A 20,804-nucleotide genomic window follows, 5' to 3' on the forward strand; every position below is an offset into this window, starting at 1 on the left:
GCATACTATTAACTAAATAGTAACTTAACGACGATCTTATCGTCACCATCAATAGTTGTGGTGTCTTTTTAATCAATCACATATGTTAATCCTGTTAATCGAGATCTTTTATTTGCAGCGATGGAAATGGTGGATTAGGCTCAGTATAGAGGAATATTTTTTGGTACTGTTTCTTGGTGCAGTTTCTTAGTACACCGTAATGCGTGAATGTGGTAAATTTGAGTTAACTAAACATTCACTACTTCCGAAAAATAACCCTTAGCAAAGCTAATATGAGCAGAAACTTTGAATGGGCATCTCCAGGCTCAGATTTACTGGAGAAAGAGAGAACGAAAGTAAAGCCACCGGCAATGTATAACGTTGTATTACATAACGATGACTACACGCCCATGGACTTTGTAATCGAGATCCTAGAGCGATTTTTCTCACTAGATATCGAAAAAGCAACGGAAGTGATGCTCAAGGTTCATTATGAAGGTAAAGCTATTTGTGGCACATACAGTGCTGAAATAGCGGAAACAAAGGTAGCGCAGGTAACGATGTACTCAAAGGAAAATGAGCATCCGCTACTATGTACAATGGAGCAAGTGTAAATTGCTCGAACAACACTGTTGTTCCCTTAGGAGGTACTTATGCTAAATAAAGAATTAGAGACGAGTTTAAATGGCGCATTTTCTCGTGCGCGAGACAAGCGACATGAATTCATGACTGTCGAACACCTCCTACTAGCATTATTAGAAAATGATGCGGCCAAGGAAGCGCTCCAAGCTTGTCAGGCTGATCTCGATGCTCTTCGCAATGAGCTCGATATTTTTATCGACCAAACGACCCCACTCATCCCTGAAAGCGACGAGACTCGTGAAACCCAGCCCACGCTGAGCTTTCAACGAGTACTTCAGCGCGCTGTTTTTCATGTTCAATCTTCAGGTCGCAGCGAAGTAACAGGTGCAAATGTACTTGTGGCTATTTTTAGTGAGCAAGAATCTCACGCGGCATATCTTCTTAAGAAAAACGACATCAGCCGCTTAGACATAGTGAATTTTATTTCACACGGTATTACCAAAGGCAGCAATGAAGGCGATAGCGGTTCATCTCCTGATTCATTTGGTGGTGCAGAGAATGCCGAAGAAGCTAACTCAGAAGATCGTCTAGAAAATTTTGCGACCAACCTTAACGAAGTAGCGAAGCAAGGTAACATTGACCCACTCATCGGTCGTGACAAAGAGCTAGAACGTACCGTTCAAGTTCTGTGTCGTCGTCGTAAGAACAACCCTCTATTAGTGGGAGAGGCGGGTGTGGGTAAAACTGCTATCGCTGAAGGTCTTGCATGGCGCATCGTTGAAGGCCAAGTCCCTGAAATCATTCAGAGCAGCGTGATTTACTCTTTGGATATTGGTTCATTGCTTGCGGGAACGAAATATCGTGGTGACTTTGAGAAGCGCTTTAAAGCGATTCTGAAGCAACTCGAGAAAGAAGAAGACGCTATCCTGTTCATCGATGAGATCCATACCATTATTGGTGCGGGTGCAGCATCGGGTGGTCAGGTGGATGCGGCAAACCTAATTAAACCGCTATTAAGCAGCGGTAAATTACGTTGTATTGGCTCAACCACTTACCAAGAGTACAGCAGTATTTTTGAGAAGGAGCGTGCTTTATCTCGTCGCTTCCAGAAAATCGATATTGTTGAACCATCGCTAGATGATACAACCAAAATTCTGATTGGCTTGAAGCCAAAATACGAAGCTCACCACGAAGTACGTACACCAACAAAGCGTTACGTGCCGCTGTGGAGTTGTCTGCTAAGTATATTAATGAACGTCACCTTCCAGATAAGGCGATTGACGTTATTGATGAAGCGGGTGCTCGTAGTCGTTTGGCGCCTGCAAGTCGTCGTAAGAAAACGGTAAGCGTGGCTGATATTGAGTCAATGGTTGCGAAAATGGCGCGTATTCCTGAGAAGTCAGTATCGTCTTCAGACAAAGATACGCTGCAGAAACTGGATGACCGCATGAAAATGTTGGTATTCGGACAAGACCCAGCGATCGATGTATTGAGCGAAGCGATCAAGCTAACTCGTGCAGGGTTGGGAGCAGACAATAAACCTGTTGGTTCATTCTTGTTTGCTGGCCCTACTGGTGTCGGTAAAACAGAGGTGACTGTTCAACTGTCTAAATTGATGGGTATTGAGCTTCTGCGCTTTGATATGTCTGAGTACGGCGAGCGTCACTCGGTAAGCCGCTTGATCGGTGCGCCTCCTGGTTATGTTGGTTATGATCAAGGTGGTCTGCTAACCGATGCTGTTATCAAGAACCCACACTCTGTTGTGCTACTTGATGAGATCGAGAAGGCACACCCAGATATCTTTAACTTGTTATTACAGGTGATGGACAACGGTACGCTAACCGACAACAACGGTCGCAAAGCAGATTTCCGCAATGTGATCCTAGTGATGACGACCAACGCTGGTGTTGCAGAAACCGAGAAGAAATCGATCGGTTTGATCCAACAAGATCATGCGCCAGACGCAATGAGTGAAATCAAGAAGGTATTTACTCCTGAGTTCCGTAACCGTCTTGATAATATCATCTGGTTCAACAGCCTTGATCCAAGTGTGATCAGTCAAGTTGTTGATAAGTTCATTGTTGAGCTTCAGGTCCAACTGGACGCTCGTGGTGTATCTTTAGAGGTTTCTGAGGATGCTCGTCATTGGTTAGCTGAAAGAGGCTATGACAAGACCATGGGCGCTCGTCCGATGGGACGTGTGATTCAAGAGAAGCTTAAAAAGCCTCTTGCTAATGAGTTGCTGTTCGGAAGTTTGGTTGACGGCGGTACGGTTAAAGTATCTCTGAAAAAAGACGAACTGGATTTCATCTATGTTGGTGCGAAAGAAGAGGTTATGCATTAGGCATACTTCTTAAACACTAACGGCTTATAAAGAGCACTGAGTACAGTTAATCACGATATTAAACGCATGACTTTGGTTGTGCGTTTTTTTATGCTTGCTAGATGCTAGATGCTAGATGCTAGATGCTAGATGCTAGATGCTAGATGCTAGGTTGGTGTTGTTGGAGTGGTAAAAAGTTCAGGCGATAAAAAACGGAGCCTTGAGGGCTCCGCTTCTTATCGTATTCGGTAATTAAAAATTAACGAGCACGGAAGACGATGCGGCCTTTAGAAAGGTCGTATGGAGTCATCTCAACAGTTACTTTATCACCAGTAAGAATACGGATAAAGTTCTTACGCATTTTACCAGAGATGTGTGCTGTCACTACGTGACCGTTTTCAAGCTCAACACGGAACATTGTGTTTGGTAGAGTATCAAGGACAGTGCCTTGCATCTCGATTACGTCTTCTTTAGCCATCTAATCCTCTTTCGAAATTTGGCGGTTTTCAACGGCTTGATTGTGCCGTTAAAATCAAAATATGTAAAGTTGTCGCGTATTCTACCCTCGCCACCGCTGATTTACTAGCCTTTGATGACGTTGAAATCGTACTTTATAGTTCATCGCAGGGCATTCATCGATTTGATAACCCAAATATAACCATTGTTTTTGTTCTTTCTGGGCATGTTGGATCTGGAATAGAACGCCAAGAGTTCCCATGGAAATGTCGATATCAGGGTCGAAGAAGGTATAAAACGCGCTCGTACAGTGAGACATGATGTCTGTAACGGCAATGCCGACTAACTGCCCCTCATCATAGATGTGCATGAACTTTGTAACAAGCCATTCATTTTTAGAGAAATGCAGAAACTCTTCTTTCTTCGGTGGATACATGGTTCCCGAACGGTGGCGAGCGGTTATATAGCGGCTATACAAGTCAAACCAGTTGTCATCCATTTCATCTTTCAGCTCCCAACGCAGCGCTTTGGCCTTGTTGAGTATTCGTCGTTGGCTCTTGGAAAACTTGACCTCGGGAATCGACAGTCGAATCGCTTGGCACGATGAGCAATTATCGCAATGTGGTTTATAAATGGTTGTTCCACTGCGGCGAAATCCATTCGCAAGCAGAACTTCATAGTTATCTGCGGTGTGCATGTGTTCATCAAGCGTGACTGCCACTCTTTCTTCGAGGTGGGGTAAGTAACTGCAAGCGTGATTGTCTGTTAATCCAATTCTGATTTGTTGTAAATCTGGATTCATTAAGGCATTTCCTTTAGCCATTGTTTTTTAAAACATGCATCGTTAACGGACGTTTCTTTGAGTAATCGAAGAGAACTCAGGAATTCATCCCTATCAACCTCGATAGCGCCCAAGGATTCCAAGTGTGGGTTCATGACTTGGCAATCAATGAGTTGTCCGCCGAATTGTGTAAAGTGCTCGCAAAAGTACCATAGCGCAATTTTAGAGGCATTAGTCTTCAGGCTGAACATCGATTCACCGCAAAAGACTTGGCCTCTTTGTAAGCCGTAAAGTCCGCCGATCAGTTCATCATCTTGCCAAACCTCAACCGAGTGGCAGAAACCTAATGAAGCGAGTTTGCGGTAGGCTGACTGCATGTCGCTGTTTAGCCAGGTTTCTTCTTTGGGCCTTAGTGAAGAGCAATAACCAATTACTTTGTCCGTCGCTTGGTTGATGCTGACTCGGTAATTGTGCTTTCTTTGAAACTTTTTAAGACTTTTTGACGGTTCGAATGTCTTAGGATTAAATACCGCTCGCGGTGCAGGGCTCCACCAAAGTATAGGCTCACCTGGGCCATACCATGGAAATATACCTTGGCTATAAGCGTTCAGAATTCGTATGGGTGACAAATCACCACCGAACGCGAGTAGACCGTTGGGTTCATCAAGCGCGTCGAAGGGCGAAGGAAACTCTATACTAGTAGTATCAAGTTCGGTTAGGTATATAGTCATAAGTACCGCATTACAGATTAATCACTGACCAAGAGGTCTTTAGGAGTTTTACCATGAAGAAGTTGCTTTGGATTTTACTTGTTTTGCCCATGTTGGCAAATGCAGCTTACAACAGAAACCAAGCCAGACCAGTGAATGAGGTCGTTTACGGTGAGGTTGATACGGTCAGGTACATTACCCAACAGGAGATCGTAGAGTCGAAAGCGAATGGTTGGGAAACCTTGTTGGGTGCGGCAATTGGTGGTTTGGTTGGTAATCAGTTTGGTGGCGGCACAGGTAAAGAAGTCGCAACGGCGGTTGGTGCTGTAGCGGGGGCGGGGATCGCTCGTAATCGCGGCAATACGCAATATCGGGTGGAATATAAACTCGTTGAATTATTGGTTAAAACCAAGGATGACAATCTGGTTAACATCATTCAAGACGTTGACAATTCGATGTTGTTCAATAGAGGTGATGATGTGCGGATTCTCTATTTTTCAGATGGCGTTCGAGTTGATCTAGTGTACTAGTATACAAATGTGTTTGGTTGGCTAATTAATCGCCTTTATTGAGGGGATTAGCTCTGGAGTTCGTCGGAAAAGTTCGTTAGTCTGCAAGTACGAAGAATTATTCATCACCCGAAAATAAATACGCGCCAGTGACTTCGGGTGGTACAAGGACTATAAGAACTAATGGAAAGCCTTACGTTACAACCAATTCAGAAAGTGAGCGGGGAAGTTAACCTACCTGGCTCAAAAAGTGTTTCTAATCGTGCGCTTCTTTTGGCTGCACTTTCAACGGGAACAACTCGCCTAACAAACTTACTAGACAGTGATGACATTCGTCATATGTTGAATGCATTAACACAGTTAGGTGTTGATTATCAGTTGTCTGCAGACAAAACAGTTTGTGAAGTGACAGGTGTTGGTGGTGCATTCTCAAGTGACAAAGCCCTAGAGCTTTTCTTAGGTAACGCGGGTACAGCAATGCGTCCATTGGCTGCTGCACTTTGTTTAGGTCGCGGTGAATACGTTCTTACTGGTGAGCCACGTATGAAAGAGCGTCCAATTGGTCACTTAGTGACTGCTCTGCAAGAGGCCGGCGCCAACGTCGAATACTTAGAGAACGAAAATTACCCACCGCTGAAGATCACGGGTACTGGGCTAAAGAGTGGTACAGTTTCTATCGATGGTTCTATCTCTAGTCAATTCTTGACGGCATTTTTGATGGCTGCACCTTTAGCTGAAGGCGAAGTGACCATCAAAATCGAAGGTGAATTGGTTTCTAAGCCTTACATCGATATTACGCTGCATATCATGAAGCAATTTGGTGTGGATGTTATCAACAGTGACTACCAAGAATTTGTGATTCCAACTGGGCAATCTTACATAGCACCCGGTGATTTCTTGGTTGAAGGTGATGCATCATCTGCGTCATATTTCCTTGCAGCCGCTGCTATCAAAGGTGGCGAGATTAAAGTGACAGGTATTGGCAAAAACAGTATCCAAGGTGATATCCAATTCGCTGATGCACTTGAGAAAATGGGTGCTGAAATCGAGTGGGGTGATGACTACGTTATCTCTCGTTGTGGTGAGCTAAAAGGCATTGATATGGACTATAACCATATTCCAGATGCGGCGATGACAATTGCGACAACGGCTCTGTTTGCTAAAGGAACAACCGCAATCCGCAATGTTTACAACTGGCGTGTGAAAGAGACGGATCGCTTAGCGGCAATGGCAACAGAACTACGTAAAGTAGGCGCTGAGGTGGAAGAGGGTGAAGACTACATCATTGTTAACCCTGTGGCTGAACTGACGCACGCGGCGATTGATACTTACGATGATCACCGCATGGCGATGTGTTTCTCATTGGTTGCTTTGAGTGACACCCCGGTGACGATCAATGATCCAGGTTGTACATCCAAGACATTCCCTGACTACTTCGATAAGCTGAAAATGCTGAGTCTATAAAAATACTAAGTCTATAAAAATGATAAGTATATAAAGGTCCAGGAACAAAAAAGCTTGCCTAGATGGCAAGCTTTTTAATTATTGCTGAATTGTAAATTCTTTCGAAAGGTGATGCGCCAAGTACTTAAACATGTTAAATACCGCGGTTGTATTTTCTGTCGGCATTCCGTTGTTGTCTAAGAAGTATTCACCTTTGAAAATGAGTACATCGTCTTTTTCTACTACGCTGTTTGCGCGCATGCCTTCAATGTAGTCATCATGTGATTGGATAATTTGGTTTGCGATAAGCAGTAAATCAAATTCTGCTATTACTTTCTTTGTCATGAGTTTATCTCTGATAACTGAATATAACGTTGAGTTTATGGTGTCGAACTAGAAATTCAATGATTTCACAACCGATTAAGAGAGTCTTTTCAAACATCCACAATTTATTTTGTGATTTATGACAAAAATAATTGAATGGGGCTCGCGTTAGATTCGCCGACAAGCTTAGTATGAGCGCGTTTAGACGTAATGCCTGATGAATAGGCTCTTGCAAGTATTCTTAGTGAGTACTTTATAGCTTCTTTGTATTGTGACTCTTTTCTCTATGAGTCGTCGAATTGTCGAGCGATCAGATCCAATTTTGAAAAAAGCGGTTGATCTTCTAGTAATCTCGCACAATAGTAAAAAAAGAAGCAATGAATTTAGAATATCATGCGTAAAAGCCCACAAGTAAAATTGTTGGTGTTGAAGCATCGTGATTAAGGACGTTAGAGTCAATATGGGTAAATCGCTCGTTATAGTGGAGTCGCCAGCCAAGGCTAAAACTATCAATAAATATCTTGGCAAAGACTTTGTCGTTAAGTCGAGTGTAGGTCACGTTCGTGATTTACCAACGGCGGGTCAAAGTACAGGTCAAAAGGCTGCTGCAGTTTCAACCAAGGGTATGAGCCCAGAAGATAAAGCTCGTATCAAGAAAGAAAAAGATCGCAAAGCGCTTATTAAAAAGATGGGTATCAACCCTTATCAAGAGTGGGAAGCGAATTACCAAATCTTACCGGGCAAAGAAAAAGTCGTTGCTGAATTGCAAAAACTGGCTGAGAACGCAGACCATGTTTATCTCGCAACCGATTTGGACCGCGAAGGAGAAGCTATCGCATGGCACCTTCGTGAGATCATCGGTGGTGATGAAACGCGATACAAACGAGTGGTTTTTAACGAAATCACTAAAAATGCTATTCAGCAAGCTTTCGAAACTCCAGGCGAGCTAAATATCAACGGCGTAAACGCACAACAAGCACGACGTTTTATGGACCGTGTTGTTGGCTTTATGGTGTCACCACTGCTTTGGAAAAAAATAGCACGAGGCCTATCCGCTGGCCGTGTTCAATCTGTAGCTGTAAAACTACTGGTTGAACGTGAGCGCGAGATCAACGCTTTTATCCCTGAAGAGTTCTGGGATGTGCATGCTGATACCAAAACGGCAGAGAAAACAGATTTCAGACTGCAAGTCGCTCAAAAAGACGGTGTTGCGTTTAAACCTGATAATGAAGCGCAAACACAAGCTGCAGTAAGCGTTTTAGAAAAAGCGCAATACGAAGTATGTAAACGTGAAGACCGCCCAACTAAGAGTAAGCCGTCTGCACCTTACATCACGTCGACTCTGCAACAAGCGGCGAGCACACGTCTTGGTTACGGCGTAAAGAAAACCATGATGTTGGCTCAACGTTTGTATGAAGCGGGTTACATCACTTATATGCGTACTGACTCGACCAACTTGAGTTCAGAAGCTGTAGAAGCCGCACGTGAATACATTGGTTCTGAGTTTGGTGCACAATATCTTCCACCGAAAGCGCTTGTATACGGCAGCAAAGAGGGCGCACAAGAGGCTCACGAAGCGATTCGTCCTTCGAGTGTCGATGTTAAGTCTGAAGACCTAAACGGCGTAGACGCGGACGCACACAAGCTTTACTCGCTGATTTGGAATCAATTTGTTGCATGTCAAATGACACCTGCGCAATACGATTCAACGACGGTAAGCGTTAAAGCTGATGAGTACACGTTAAAAGCGAAAGGCCGTATTCTTAAGTTTGATGGTTGGACTCGCGTTCAACGTCCAATGGGTAAAAATGAAGATACGATTCTTCCTGCTGTACAGGTTGGTGAAAAGCTAGACCTAATCGCATTAGACCCTAAACAGCATTTCACTAAGCCGCCAGCCCGTTTTACTGAAGCGGCGCTAGTTAAAGAGCTTGAGAAGCGTGGTATTGGTCGTCCTTCAACGTACGCATCAATCATCTCTACGATTCAAGACCGTGGTTATGTAAAAGTTGAACAGCGTCGTTTCTATGCTGAGAAGATGGGTGAAATTGTTACTGACCGTCTAGATGGCAGTTTCAATGACCTAATGAACTATGACTTTACGGCTCGTATGGAGCAGAAGTTAGACCAAATTGCAGAAGGCGAAGCAAGCTGGAAAGGCGTGCTAGATAACTTCTTCGAAGACTTTACAGGCGATTTGGAAAAAGCCGATTTAGATGAAGACGCTGGTGGCATGAAGCCAAATCATATCGTTGAAACCGATATTGAGTGTCCAACTTGTAGCCGTAAAATGGGTATTCGTACAGCTTCGACTGGCGTATTCCTAGGTTGTTCTGGTTATGCACTTCCACCAAAAGAGCGCTGTAAGACAACCATTAACCTTGGTGATGAAGACGGTATTATCAACGTTCTTGAAGAAGACGTTGAAACCGCAGCACTTCGAGCGAAAAAGCGTTGTCCGATTTGTGAAACGGCAATGGATGCTTATCTGATCGATGATAAGCGTAAGATGCATGTGTGTGGTAACAACCCTAACTGTGAAGGTTATGTGGTTGAACACGGCGAATTCAAAGTGAAAGGCTATGATGGTCCGCTTGTTGAGTGTGACAAATGTAGTTCTGACATGGTTTTGAAGAATGGTCGTTTCGGTAAATACATGGACTGTACGAGTGAAGATTGTAAGAACACTCGTAAGATTCTGAAGAATGGCGAAGTAGCGCCACCTAAAGAAGACCCAGTGCATTTCCCTGAACTCCCATGTGAAAATTCAGATGCATACTTCGTACTTCGTGATGGGGCTTCTGGTTTGTTTATGGCCGCGAGTAATTTCCCTAAATCACGTGAAACACGTGCACCATTAGTGGAAGAGCTGGTTCGTTTTAAAGACCGTATCTCACCTAAATTCCAGTATCTGGCATCAGCACCGGTTGCTGATCCTGATGGCAAGCCGACAGTAGTTCGTTTTAGTCGTAAGACAAAAGAAAACTACGTTCGTACCGAAGTGGACGGTAAACCTTCAGGTTGGACCGCTTTGTACATCGACGGTAAGTGGGAAGTTACGGATAAACGTAAAAAGCCTAAAGAGAAGTAACTGAATGTGTGACCCGATCTGATATGGGTTGACATTTTATTGATGAAAAAAGCAGCCATTAGGCTGCTTTTTTTTTGATCTGAATATGACTAATTATGCTGTCTCTCGATCGTCGGCCTTACCTGTGTCTATTTGTTAAATTCAGGTCATGAAATAAATGAAATGGATAATAATCTTTAATTATGCAACCTTAACGTGATTGTAACTTAATTAAAATATTGTAAGTCACAGATCAGGTTTTAGTTGTATACCTGATGTATTCCGAGTGTTAACTTAATGTTTCATAAAAACAGTGTAATGTGAGCTGCTTTAAGTCTTAGGAAAGCAATCGGCTTACATAACACAGAATGGCGTATTAAAAATTGAAATCGACCGGAAAGTCGATAACGTATATAAAACCAAGTGCAAACAATAGTGCACACTTAACAACGTTTGGCTTAGGATATTTTCACTACATGTGGATGGATATTCGTTAAGTACCGAAATAAGTGTTGGTGCTCATCCCCCAGAGGAAGATACCTCTTAGAGCACTAACATCGACAAGCTATAAATATATGGAGAATAAAATGGCTGGTGTATTAGGAATGATTCTTGCTGGTGGTGAAGGCTCTCGCTTAAGACCTTTAACTGAATCTCGCAGCAAACCCTCGGTTCCTTTCGGTGGTAGTTACCGCTTAATTGATTTTGCTCTGAATAACTTCGTTAATGCTGATCTAATGAAGATCTACGTATTAACACAGTTTAAGTCACAATCACTGTTCCATCACATGAAAAAAGGTTGGAATATCAGTGGTATAACCGACCGTTTTATCGACCCAATCCCTGCGCAAATGCGTACAGGTAAGCGTTGGTATGAAGGTACTGCAGATGCTATTTATCAAAACCTTCGCTTCATGCAGTTGGAAGAACCTGATCAAGTTTGTATTTTTGGATCAGATCATATTTACAAAATGGACATTAAGCAGATGCTTGATTTCCATAAAGAGAAGAAAGCGGCTTTAACCGTTTCTGCATTGCGTATGCCGCTTGCTGAAGCATCTGAATTCGGCGTTATCGAAGTGGATGCTGAAGGACGTATGATTGGTTTTGAAGAGAAACCGGCTAACCCGAAACCAATTCCAGGTGACCCGGAGTCTGCGCTTGTGTCTATGGGTAACTACGTATTTGAAGCTAACGAGTTGTTCGCAGAACTTGTTGAAGATGCAGATAAAGAAGACTCGACACATGATTTCGGAAAAGACATCATTCCAAACATGGTTCCGCGTGGTGATGTGTTTGTTTATGACTTCAGTACTAACCGTATTACTGGTGAGAAAGAAGAAGTTTATTGGCGCGATGTAGGTACGATTGACGCGTACTGGCAAGCTCATATGGATCTTCTTGAGAAAGATGCGCCATTCTCGCTATACAACCGCAAGTGGCCACTACATACATACTATCCGCCACTACCGCCGGCTACGTTTACTGATTCGGCAAACGGCCGTGTTCAGATCATCGATAGCTTAGTGTGTAACGGCAGCTATGTACGTGGCTCTCGCATTGAGAAGTGTGTATTGGGTTTCCGCAGTAATATCGCATCAGCGTGTGATATTAGTGAGAGTATCTTACTCGGTGATGTGAAAGTGGGTGAAGGTTGCGTACTTCGTCGTGTCATCGTCGATAAAGATGCAGATATCGCACCTGGAACACAGATTGGCGTAAATCTGAAAGAAGATAAAAAGCATTACCATGTCTCTGACGATGGTGTAGTAGTTATTTCCAAAGGAGCTCGAGTTGGTTACTAAGACTCTCTCGGTACTTTTTGTAGCGTCTGAAGTTGAAGGCTTGATTAAAAGTGGTGGCTTGGCTGATGTAGCCAAGGCACTGCCAAAAGCGTTACAAACACTCGAACAAGATGTTCGAGTGACCATCCCTGCTTATAGAAACATTCCAAACATTGATTCAGCTGAAGTGATTTTGTCGACCGAGCTCGATCATTGGCCTCATACTGCTTATCAAGTCAAAAAGTTGAGTGTCGAAGGTGTTCAAATCTTCGCTATTGAATGTGACAAGTATTTTGACCGTCCTGAAATGTACGCAGAGAACAATCAAGCGTATGCTGATAACGGAGAGCGCTTTTCGTTCTTCAGTACGGCTTGTTTGGATATGCTTCCTAAGCTCGCGTTCCAACCTGATATCATTCATGCAAATGACTGGCACACAGGCTTTGTGCCTTTCTTGCTTAAATCACGTTATCAACAACACGAATTCTTTGAAAATACGCGCAGTGTTATCTCGATTCACAATGCAGTTTTCAAAGGGGTGTTCGCATACGATGAACTGCAATGTCTGCCAGAGATGCACAGTTACAATGTGCCTGAAGCATCTGTAAGTGACACGCATGTCACCATGCTAAAAGCAGGGGTGATGTGTGCCGATAAGGTCAATGCAGTAAGCCCAACGTATGCAGAAGAGCTGAAAACGGAGTTAGGTAGCCATGGCATGGCAGCAGAGTTCCAACATCGTTCGGCCGACTTATTTGGTATTCTCAACGGTTGTGATTATGGAGCTTGGAACCCGGAAACAGACGCTTTCCTTCCTCGTAAATTCAAAGCAACGAAACACAGCATGACTCGTGGAAAATCTGCTTGTAAGCAAAAACTGCAACAAGATGTTGGTTTACCCGTTACCGATTGTGCGGTTTATGGCATGGTTTGTCGTCTGACCAACCAAAAAGGCGTTCATTACTTACTGCCTATCATCGAGCAGTTCTTGAAAAACGAATTGCAGATCGTGATTGTCGGTACTGGTGATCCGGTTTTGGCGAGTCAATTGAAAGAGTTATCAGCACTTCATTCAGACAAGTTCTCATTCGTAGAAGCCTACAATAATGAACTAGCGCATTTGGTTGAAGCGGGCTCTGATTTTTTCTTGATGCCTTCTGAATTTGAGCCTTGTGGCTTGAACCAAATCTACAGCATGGCTTACGGCACTTTGCCTATTGTGCGCTCTGTTGGTGGTTTAAAGGACAGTGTGAATGATTACGATCAGGATCCCGAGATAGCAACAGGCTTTGCTTTTGAAGAACCAACACCGCAAGCATTACTAGCGGTATTACATCGCTCATTACTACTTTATGCTCAAAATCCATCTGAAATTAAGCGCGTTCAACTTTACGCGATGCAACAAGATTTTAGTTGGGAAGATGCGGCAGAAGAATATCTTGCGATGTACCATTCTGCATTTTAACTTGTTGACTTAGCTTTAAAATACAGTTGTTGAATAACAACTGTTCATAATAAAAGAAGGCGCTCTGCTGATAGAGTGCCTTTTTTTTTCTGGTCAGATCACATCACGTTTCCAAAGACAAAGCTTGCAAACTCATTTTAGTCAGGTAGAAAAGGTGGTCAGGTATTCACATGACTAGTGTTGGGTTTGACACTATTATCACTTAAAATTCTTAATTGCGTGATATCCTTAGTCATCGCCTTGTGATGAGGCTTAGCTCCATAAATAAATTAAGCGATAGGTATGTCTGAGAGTTTATTATTTCATAAAACATTTACTCACCCTACGAGTGATGAGTGGGTTGTGTTTGTGCATGGCGCAGGGGGCAGTTCCTCCATTTGGTTTAAGCAGATCAAAGCGTATAAGCAGCATTTCAACTTGCTTCTCATTGACTTGAGAGGGCACGGTAAATCAGACAACATACTTAAAGATCTGATTTCGAACCGTTATACGTTCAAATCAGTAACGCTCGATATTCTTAAAGTGTTAGATCATCTAAAAATCCGATCCGCACACTTTGTGGGTATGTCTTTGGGTACAATTATCGTTCGTAACGTGGCCGAACTGGCGGCAAGCAGAGTACGTTCGATGGTGCTTGGTGGTGCTGTCACTAAACTCAACACTCGATCTCAAGTCTTAATCAAATTAGGAAACCTGAGTAAGCACATCATTCCTTATATGTGGCTATACAGCCTTTTTGCTTATGTTGTGATGCCGCAAAAAAGTCAGAAAGAATCACGTCACCTGTTTATCCGCGAAGCGAAAAAGCTGTGCCAAAAAGAGTTCAAGCGCTGGTTTATCCTCACGGCTGATGTGAACCCATTGATGAAATACTTTAAAGACAGGGAGTTGCCGATTCCGACTTTGTATTTGATGGGCGAGCGCGATTACATGTTCATCAAACCCGTTAAAGAAATGGTAGAAGCGCACGAGTCGAGCGAGTTGGTAGAAATTGCCAACTGTGGGCATGTATGTAATGTAGAAAATCCTGAAGAATTCAATCAACAATCTATCGCTTTTATCCAAAAGCAAATTCAGTGATTCTCTGGGTTGGTTATCAGGCTCGATGATCCAATAGAATTAAAATAAAAACGGGAAGCTAATTTAGCTTCCCGTTTTTATTTGGAGGAGGTATTTGACCGAATCGTGTCTGTAATAACTGAAACTTTGCTATTCAGGCGAAGCAGCGCCGCACTGCCAACAAGACCCGAATTGTGCTTCATTGATTTCATGACACTCACCACAACGCCACTCTTCATAGATGATCGAATCTTGCTGTTTTTGGTAGTCATTGACGATCGTGCGGGCTTTACTAGCGAGTTCTGGCTCATATAACCATACGTAAGGGTCTGTATCTTCGGTAAATGGGATTTCACCTTTTAAACCAAACAAACCCTCACCACGGACTTCACACGCAATATTCTCACTTTCTAACAATCCACAGATGATATGAGCTTCTGTTGGATTCGATGCACTGAAGATTTTCATTGAAATAGAACCTTATTTGGCTGCATGCGTTATTAAGTTACTTAGTTACTTAGCTACTTAGCTATTTAGCTATCTAGCTAGCTATATACGTTACTCAGCGACAGGTGCTGAGCGAAATTTGTTCATCAACCATTTAGCAATAATTGGGAACACACCCAGTAAGGCAAATGACAACAGTACTGAGGGAGACACGATGCCCGAAAGTGAATCAATTTCTGCGAGTTGAGTTCCGGCATTCAAGAAAACGGCGGTACCCGGCAACATACCGATTTGGCTAGTAATATAGTAACGACTCACCGACATCGGTGTTAGACCCATCAATAGATTGATAAGGAAAAATGGGAAAACAGGAATTAGACGTAGCGAGAATAAGTAAAATGCACCGTCTTTCTCAACGCCCTTATTGATGGTGGCTAACTTGTCGCCAAACTTGGTTTGGATCCAGTCACGCAACAAGTAACGGCTACTTAAGAAGGCGAGGGTTGCGCCAATAGCGCTCGCGAAAGACACCAGCAGTAAACTGTTCCAAAACCCAAACAGCGCAGCGCCTAACAGCGTAACAACGGCAGCGCCAGGAATTGAGAAAGCCGTAATCATGACATACGCGACAAAGTAGATAGCGGCAGCGGCAATGAAATTGCTCTCGATGTAGTCATTCAAAACAGCTTGCTGGGCTTTTGCATTTTCAAGCGTTAAGTACTGGCCGAAATTGACGCCTAACAAGACGATGGTTATGACCAACACAATACCCAATATCATTTTTTTACTCATTGATACTTCCTCTAAATTTTCAATGCATACCATTAGTTTTTCAATGTATACCACTAGTATAGATAGACAGGCAAAGCATAGAATAACTTTCACCAGATATAAAAAAGCCGCAAAAATGCGGCTTAGTTATCTATATAGTTTGCACTGACAATGTTAATTGACGTGATTGATAAGCTCTTCACGACGTTGCTGCGGTATAACAGACCAATGTGTACCATTGATCGCGCCTTCTAGCGCCCATAACAGTTCAATACTGACAGAAGACGCATGCGATTCTTTGATGGCGTTAAATGCGTTTACAGAGCCAGATTCATATAAACGTTCTACAGAATCGATCCCTGCCTTTTTCAACATCCGCTCTGTAGCGAGTCGAAGGTTAGGCAGATCTTTGAGTCTAGTTGGTTTAGCAGAAGATTGTTCAGCTTTCTCTTCTTTAGCAAAACCTAGAGACGTAGTCGCAAGCTGCAAGATTTTCTCTTGGTCTTGCCATAAGCCTTCAGGTAAAGCGAAATATTTAGTAACGACAGGAAAACCACGTTTTTTGTAGACGTACGGTTGAAATCCTTGTTGTTCGAATTGTTGTGTTGTGCATTTGTCAGCTCGTATATGCAACTGGTCATTCACAACCAGGGCAAACATAGTGTCATCAGCAAAAAGCCCGAATCCACCAAACATTGAGCGTGATTTAATTTTTCCTAGGGGCTCAAATAATTTCATTGAGTCCTTTAGTATCGGTTTATCCATGTTATTTATCTCGGTGTATTTGAACTACGCCACCAAATAAGCAGGTCCGAGAGATTAGCAAAATGTTGCAATTAAATTGTCAATAGGCTGTAAATTACTAAAGTATTAGCAGTTACTGCATTTTGCCATCGGTAACCCCGCTACCATACCAACGAGTGGTTTAGGCCGGAAGCTTTGCGTCCCACTTTTTCAAGTGGTTTGCCCTGTGCGTGACTGGGTTATTAGAATAAAGTTTTTGTTGAATTAGGCTCACACTTCTTATTTCAAAATGTGATATTGCTTCAATTAATGATCTTTGAGATATGCATGCAAGTGCACTTTGTTTGTTGAGAAAAAAAACGCACCTAAAGGTGCGCTTGATTAAACTAAACTCATTACATCAATTAATTTAACGTTTTAACTGTACTTCGCTCAACAATTTCAGGGTGCATTTCGAAGACGCGTTTTTCGTGGTCTTTGTCTTTTATACGCTCTAGTAGTATTTCGAATGCATTTTTACCAACACGGCGCTTAGGTTGGTGAACCGTCGTTAACGGTGGAGAGAAGTATTCAGCCAATTCTATGTTGTCGTAACCGATCACTGAGATATCTTCAGGAATACGAATGCCTTTTTCTTGTAATCGGCTCATCAGTCCTAATGCCATGGTGTCGTTAAAACAGAATACTGCGGTAGGGCGATCTTCCATCTCAATGATTTGGTCAGCAGCAATCACAGCTGTGTCACATTCAAAGTTGCCTTCGATGATCATATTTTCATCGGCAGTAATCTTCGCTTCATTGAGTGCGCGCTTGTAACCTGAGATGCGTTCAACACACGCTGCTTTGTCTAAGTGGCCACTTAAACATGCAATCTTGGAGTGACCGCGCTCAATGAGGTATTTGGTTGCTAGGTAGCCACCTTCTTCAGAGTTATCGATGATCTTATCAGCCTGAGAGCTTTCAGGGCCCCAGTCCATGATAACTTTAGGGATGTCTGCGTGACGGTCTAACATCTCTCTTAGTTCTTCAGTCAGGTCAGAACACATAACTAAGATGCCATCTACACGTTTCTCTGCAAGCATTCGAATGTAGTCACGTTGCTTTTCGTAGATACCGCCCGTATTGCACAAGATCAAAGTGTAACCTTGACGGTAGCAGTAGCTCTCAACACCATCGATAACTTCAGAGAAGAATAGGTTAGTTGATTGAGTCACTAGCATACCGATGGTGCGTGTTGTATTGCACTTCAAACTACGAGCAACGGCACTTGGCGCATAGTTCAGTTCGTCTACGGCTTTGTTTACTTTTTCTTGAGTCGCTTCAGCAACAAAGCGAGTTTTGTTGATTACGTGAGAAACGGTTGTTGTTGATACGCCGGCTAAGCGTGCGACATCTTTTATAGTGGCCATGTTTTTATCCTATTAGAAGCTACTTTCCCAAAGTACGGAATGAAGTAGCCGTTAAGCTACCTAACTAAGAGCTTAAATTTGTAGGGCTCTTTGGGTACTAAAGTGCTAAAAAACAAAAAACCGCTATTGAGCGGCTTGTCTTAACACCGAAATGCTCTGAACTTCAATAAGTGTAGCATTTCGTGAATGTTTCATATTTTATCGTTTGCGGTCACAATTTTAGACTGACTAGAAATTACTCGCAATAAAATTCACCCAGAAATCCGGGTGAATGGTCACAATTCTATTGAATTTATTTATCGAGTCGTCAAAAAAAGCTTATTCGCCAGCTAGGTATTGAGTGTCCAATTTGCAGAATGCCAATAGCAGGGATGAGATTGAAGCGTAGAAACCGAATGTGTCAATGTCATGACATTTGGCGTTGAACTTTGGTACCCAAGTAAGCAGTTGCTGTTCGATAAATTGTTGTTGAACAGCGAAGGATTTCTCTAGTTCTTCTTCAAGTTCAGTTTCGTTCGAACGAATGATTAGATTACCTAGGAAATCGAGTTCGATAGCAATGTGGTCAGCTGGCTCTTTTAGGTCTTGGTTAACCACTAAGTTGTGTTTAGCCATGATCTCTTCCATATCTTTTGCTGGCTTGTCGTTCAATAGGCCAGTCTGGCCGATATACATAGAAGCGTAAGGAAGTGCGCCATGTTTATCAGTCTTTAAGAATAAGTCACAGAAGTCAGCAGACAATTCTAATTGAGCATCTTCACGTGTTTGTAGACGGTTGAGCGCATCCACTAAGCTATCAATCGCCGGCTTTAGTGTTTCATTTTCACCTAAACCAGTTAGGAAAGAACGAATTTCAACAGAGTGGTAGTGATCGAGTTCTTCTTGAGTGAGCTCTTTAGCGAACAAGCTTGATAGCCACCAGTATATTTCTGATCGTTGTTCGTTGAATGCTTTCGTATCTTTCATTTCTTAGATCCTGATTTAGTCTTGTGGTGTGTGTATACCTAGCATCGTCGAGTGATTTATGTATAGGCACACCAAGGCTGAATAACAAGGTTATTTGCGAAACGCAAAGTTACTCGTTAGTAGTAATGCCTATATTGAATTGCGATGGGCGACAAATAGCAAGGTTTAAGATTGTCTTGTATCAAAAAAAAATCATGTTTCTGGCTTTTATCTTCTGTAGTACTAGAATTGTTACGAGTTATGAATAGAATGGTCACTGAAACTATTAAATAAGAAAAGTGGTGTAGATGAGCTATCACGTATTAGTCGTAGAAGATGATGTGGTAACCCGAAGTAAACTGGTTGGATATTTCCAGAATGAAGGTTACACAGTGAGCGAAGCTGAAAGCGGGGCTCAAATGAGAAAAATGTTAGAAGAAAATAACGTTGACCTCATTATGTTAGACATCAACTTGCCAGGCGAAGATGGATTGATGCTAACTCGCGAATTACGCAGTCAATCAGACATTGGAATAATTTTAGTTACTGGACGCACGGATAGCATTGACAAGATCGTTGGCCTTGAAATGGGTGCAGACGATTACGTTACTAAACCCTTCGAACTTCGCGAGTTGTTGGTTCGAGTTAAAAACCTCTTGTGGCGTATTTCGGCTGCTCGTAAAACTGCAGCGGTTGCGGTAGAACAAACAGAAGACGAATCTGTGGTTCGTTTTGGTGAATGGACGTTTGATATACCTCGCCGTGCGCTAAGCAAGAACAGCGAGCCGGTGAAATTGACCAAAGCTGAATATGAACTATTGGTTGCACTCTCTTCTTACCCTAACCAAGTATTAAGCCGTGAACGTATTTTGAATATGATCAGCCATCGAGTAGACGCGCCGAATGACCGCACTATCGACGTGTTAATCCGTCGTATGCGTGCAAAAATGGAGTTTGACCCTAAGAATCCACAAATTTTTGTGACGGTTCACGGTGAAGGTTACATGTTTGCTGGTGACTAATTTCCTGTGGAAAGCTGATTTCAGTAACGATACTTGAACGTAAAAAAACCGAGACATCAATGATGCCTCGGTTTTTTTTACTGAACTTTTTAATTGTTTACCGTCGGAGTACTGCTCTCGACAGGGTCATTACTTGTGTCTAGCCAATCTCGCAAGCTTTGCCAAACTAATCCCATCGTCTCATGCCAATAGCGCTCAGTCTGCTCGAGATAGATAGCCTTAGGCATATACTTATTCCATGGTTCAACAATCCCTTCTTGTGCAAGGTAGTTGGTTGGAGCTGGTAATGGTTTCATGCCCGCGGCATTGAATTCATTAAGTGCGCGAGTCATATGGCTAGCTGATGTCACGAGCACCATTTTCTTATTCTTAACAAATGCAGCGGCTTGGCGAGCTTCTTCCCACGTATCTTTCGCAGTTTCAAGCAGAATGATATCGGGTTTTGCCACGCCGAGTGCTAGCGCTACTTTAGCCATCATTTTTGCGTTGCTCACCTCAGTGCCTGCGCCATAACCAGACAAAATGAGTTTAGCTCCAGGGTAAAGACGTAAGATACGAATCCCTTCACTTAAGCGCATCAGACCGGTGCGGCTAAGTTCTGATGTTGGTGGGATTTGGTCATCAACAACGTGACCACTTCCAAGAACCATAATGTAATCGACGGTATCATCGATAGGTAAAAAAGCGGTGTGTTGCCTTTCCATTGGCATTAAAAGTTGACTAGAAACAGGCTGGAAAGCGATTAGGAAAATACCACAGAGGGCTGAAAGGGTAATTAGGCAACCTGTCTTCCTTTTTGCAGTAAACATCACTAGGGCTAAACCCAGAAAAGCGAGAATTAACATTGCTGGCAGTGGCATCAGTAACGAAGACACTACTTTTTTCAGCTCAAACATATCCGAATAGTCCGAAAAAACATCACTTAGTAGTAAAAAGAGACATCGCCTCTTTATTCCTGAAATTCCTGTGACAGAATAGCAG

18 protein-coding genes, 1 pseudogene and 1 riboswitch are annotated in these 20,804 nt (G+C 42.8%); of the genes and pseudogenes, 9 read left to right on the plus strand and 10 right to left on the minus strand.

Going from position 1 to position 20,804, the window contains the following annotated elements; translation table 11 throughout:
- Window positions 1-272 precede the first annotated feature (272 nt).
- On the plus strand, window positions 273-593 hold the full coding sequence (gene clpS / locus MED222_RS14535; RefSeq protein ID WP_009846337.1) for an ATP-dependent Clp protease adapter ClpS: 321 nt from the start codon (window positions 273-275) through the stop codon (window positions 591-593).
- 39 nt (window positions 594-632) lie between these two features.
- Window positions 633-2,905 (plus strand): annotated as a pseudogene (clpA, locus tag MED222_RS21455) (ATP-dependent Clp protease ATP-binding subunit ClpA).
- Window positions 2,906-3,143: 238 nt separating this feature from the next.
- Here clpA and infA read toward each other — a convergent pair.
- The 3 genes from infA to aat form a co-directional block, all read right to left on the minus strand.
- Window positions 3,144-3,362, minus strand: a complete 219-nt coding sequence (infA, locus tag MED222_RS14530) for a translation initiation factor IF-1 (RefSeq protein WP_009846340.1) — start codon at window positions 3,360-3,362, stop codon at window positions 3,144-3,146.
- A gap of 81 nt (window positions 3,363-3,443) precedes the next feature.
- Window positions 3,444-4,142: an arginyltransferase gene (locus MED222_RS14525; protein ID WP_009846341.1), complete on the minus strand. Its 699-nt coding sequence runs from the start codon at window positions 4,140-4,142 to the stop codon at window positions 3,444-3,446.
- A complete protein-coding gene (aat, locus tag MED222_RS14520; RefSeq protein ID WP_009846342.1) occupies window positions 4,142-4,852 on the minus strand; it encodes a leucyl/phenylalanyl-tRNA--protein transferase in 711 nt (236 codons plus the stop codon). Before aat ends, MED222_RS14525 begins: the two co-directional genes overlap by 1 nt.
- 53 nt (window positions 4,853-4,905) lie before the next feature.
- On the opposite strand from aat, the gene MED222_RS14515 reads away from it, so the two are divergent.
- Together MED222_RS14515 and aroA are read left to right on the plus strand one after the other, a co-directional pair.
- Window positions 4,906-5,361: a glycine zipper 2TM domain-containing protein gene (locus MED222_RS14515; RefSeq protein ID WP_009846343.1), complete on the plus strand. Its 456-nt coding sequence runs from the start codon at window positions 4,906-4,908 to the stop codon at window positions 5,359-5,361.
- A 162-nt stretch (window positions 5,362-5,523) separates the two neighbouring features.
- Window positions 5,524-6,804, plus strand: coding sequence for a 3-phosphoshikimate 1-carboxyvinyltransferase (aroA, locus tag MED222_RS14510; RefSeq protein WP_009846344.1), 1,281 nt, complete (start codon window positions 5,524-5,526; stop codon window positions 6,802-6,804).
- A gap of 78 nt (window positions 6,805-6,882) precedes the next feature.
- On the opposite strand, the gene MED222_RS14505 is transcribed toward aroA, so the two are convergent.
- Complete coding sequence (locus tag MED222_RS14505) at window positions 6,883-7,128, minus strand: YciN family protein (RefSeq protein ID WP_009846345.1); 246 nt, start codon at window positions 7,126-7,128, stop codon at window positions 6,883-6,885.
- A gap of 439 nt (window positions 7,129-7,567) precedes the next feature.
- Here MED222_RS14505 and topA point away from each other — a divergent pair, with 439 nt between their 5' ends.
- The 4 genes from topA to MED222_RS14485 all read left to right on the plus strand — a co-directional run bounded on the left by topA (window position 7,568) and on the right by MED222_RS14485 (window position 14,506).
- Window positions 7,568-10,198 (plus strand): type I DNA topoisomerase, encoded by a 2,631-nt coding sequence (topA, locus tag MED222_RS14500; protein WP_009846346.1) that lies wholly within the window; start codon window positions 7,568-7,570, stop codon window positions 10,196-10,198.
- A gap of 554 nt (window positions 10,199-10,752) precedes the next feature.
- Window positions 10,753-11,982 (plus strand): glucose-1-phosphate adenylyltransferase, encoded by a 1,230-nt coding sequence (gene glgC, locus MED222_RS14495; protein WP_080518005.1) that lies wholly within the window; start codon window positions 10,753-10,755, stop codon window positions 11,980-11,982.
- Window positions 11,972-13,426 (plus strand): glycogen synthase GlgA, encoded by a 1,455-nt coding sequence (gene glgA / locus MED222_RS14490; protein ID WP_009846348.1) that lies wholly within the window; start codon window positions 11,972-11,974, stop codon window positions 13,424-13,426. Before glgC ends, glgA begins: the two co-directional genes overlap by 11 nt.
- Window positions 13,427-13,708: 282 nt before the next feature.
- Entirely contained in the window at window positions 13,709-14,506 is a 798-nt protein-coding gene (locus MED222_RS14485) for an alpha/beta fold hydrolase (RefSeq protein ID WP_009846349.1), read from the plus strand.
- Window positions 14,507-14,635: 129 nt separating this feature from the next.
- Here the strand turns inward: MED222_RS14485 and MED222_RS14480 are convergent, their stop codons facing one another.
- The 5 genes from MED222_RS14480 to torD all read right to left on the minus strand — a co-directional run bounded on the left by MED222_RS14480 (window position 14,636) and on the right by torD (window position 18,822).
- Window positions 14,636-14,953: a putative signal transducing protein gene (locus tag MED222_RS14480; protein WP_009846350.1), complete on the minus strand. Its 318-nt coding sequence runs from the start codon at window positions 14,951-14,953 to the stop codon at window positions 14,636-14,638.
- 90 nt (window positions 14,954-15,043) lie between these two features.
- Complete coding sequence (locus MED222_RS14475; RefSeq protein ID WP_009846351.1) at window positions 15,044-15,724, minus strand: TVP38/TMEM64 family protein; 681 nt, start codon at window positions 15,722-15,724, stop codon at window positions 15,044-15,046.
- Between the two features lie 153 nt (window positions 15,725-15,877).
- A complete protein-coding gene (locus MED222_RS14470; protein WP_009846352.1) occupies window positions 15,878-16,468 on the minus strand; it encodes a TfoX/Sxy family DNA transformation protein in 591 nt (196 codons plus the stop codon).
- A gap of 127 nt (window positions 16,469-16,595) precedes the next feature.
- Window positions 16,596-16,681, minus strand: a riboswitch (cyclic di-GMP riboswitch).
- Between the two features lie 170 nt (window positions 16,682-16,851).
- A complete protein-coding gene (gene purR / locus MED222_RS14465; RefSeq protein WP_009846353.1) occupies window positions 16,852-17,856 on the minus strand; it encodes an HTH-type transcriptional repressor PurR in 1,005 nt (334 codons plus the stop codon).
- Between the two features lie 318 nt (window positions 17,857-18,174).
- Complete coding sequence (gene torD, locus MED222_RS14460) at window positions 18,175-18,822, minus strand: molecular chaperone TorD (RefSeq protein WP_009846354.1); 648 nt, start codon at window positions 18,820-18,822, stop codon at window positions 18,175-18,177.
- A 287-nt stretch (window positions 18,823-19,109) separates the two neighbouring features.
- Between torD and torR the strand changes: the two genes are divergently transcribed.
- Entirely contained in the window at window positions 19,110-19,823 is a 714-nt protein-coding gene (gene torR, locus MED222_RS14455; protein ID WP_009846355.1) for a two-component system response regulator TorR, read from the plus strand.
- Window positions 19,824-19,912: 89 nt separating this feature from the next.
- Here the strand turns inward: torR and elyC are convergent, their stop codons facing one another.
- Window positions 19,913-20,719 carry an envelope biogenesis factor ElyC gene (gene elyC / locus MED222_RS14450; RefSeq protein ID WP_009846356.1) on the minus strand — a complete coding sequence of 269 codons (807 nt, stop codon included), beginning with the start codon at window positions 20,717-20,719 and terminating at the stop codon, window positions 19,913-19,915.
- Window positions 20,720-20,804 lie beyond the last annotated feature (85 nt).

Origin of the sequence: Vibrio sp. MED222 (genome assembly GCF_000153005.1) — a bacterium.
In the GTDB taxonomy this organism is placed as follows: Bacteria; Pseudomonadota; Gammaproteobacteria; order Enterobacterales; family Vibrionaceae; genus Vibrio; species Vibrio tasmaniensis_A.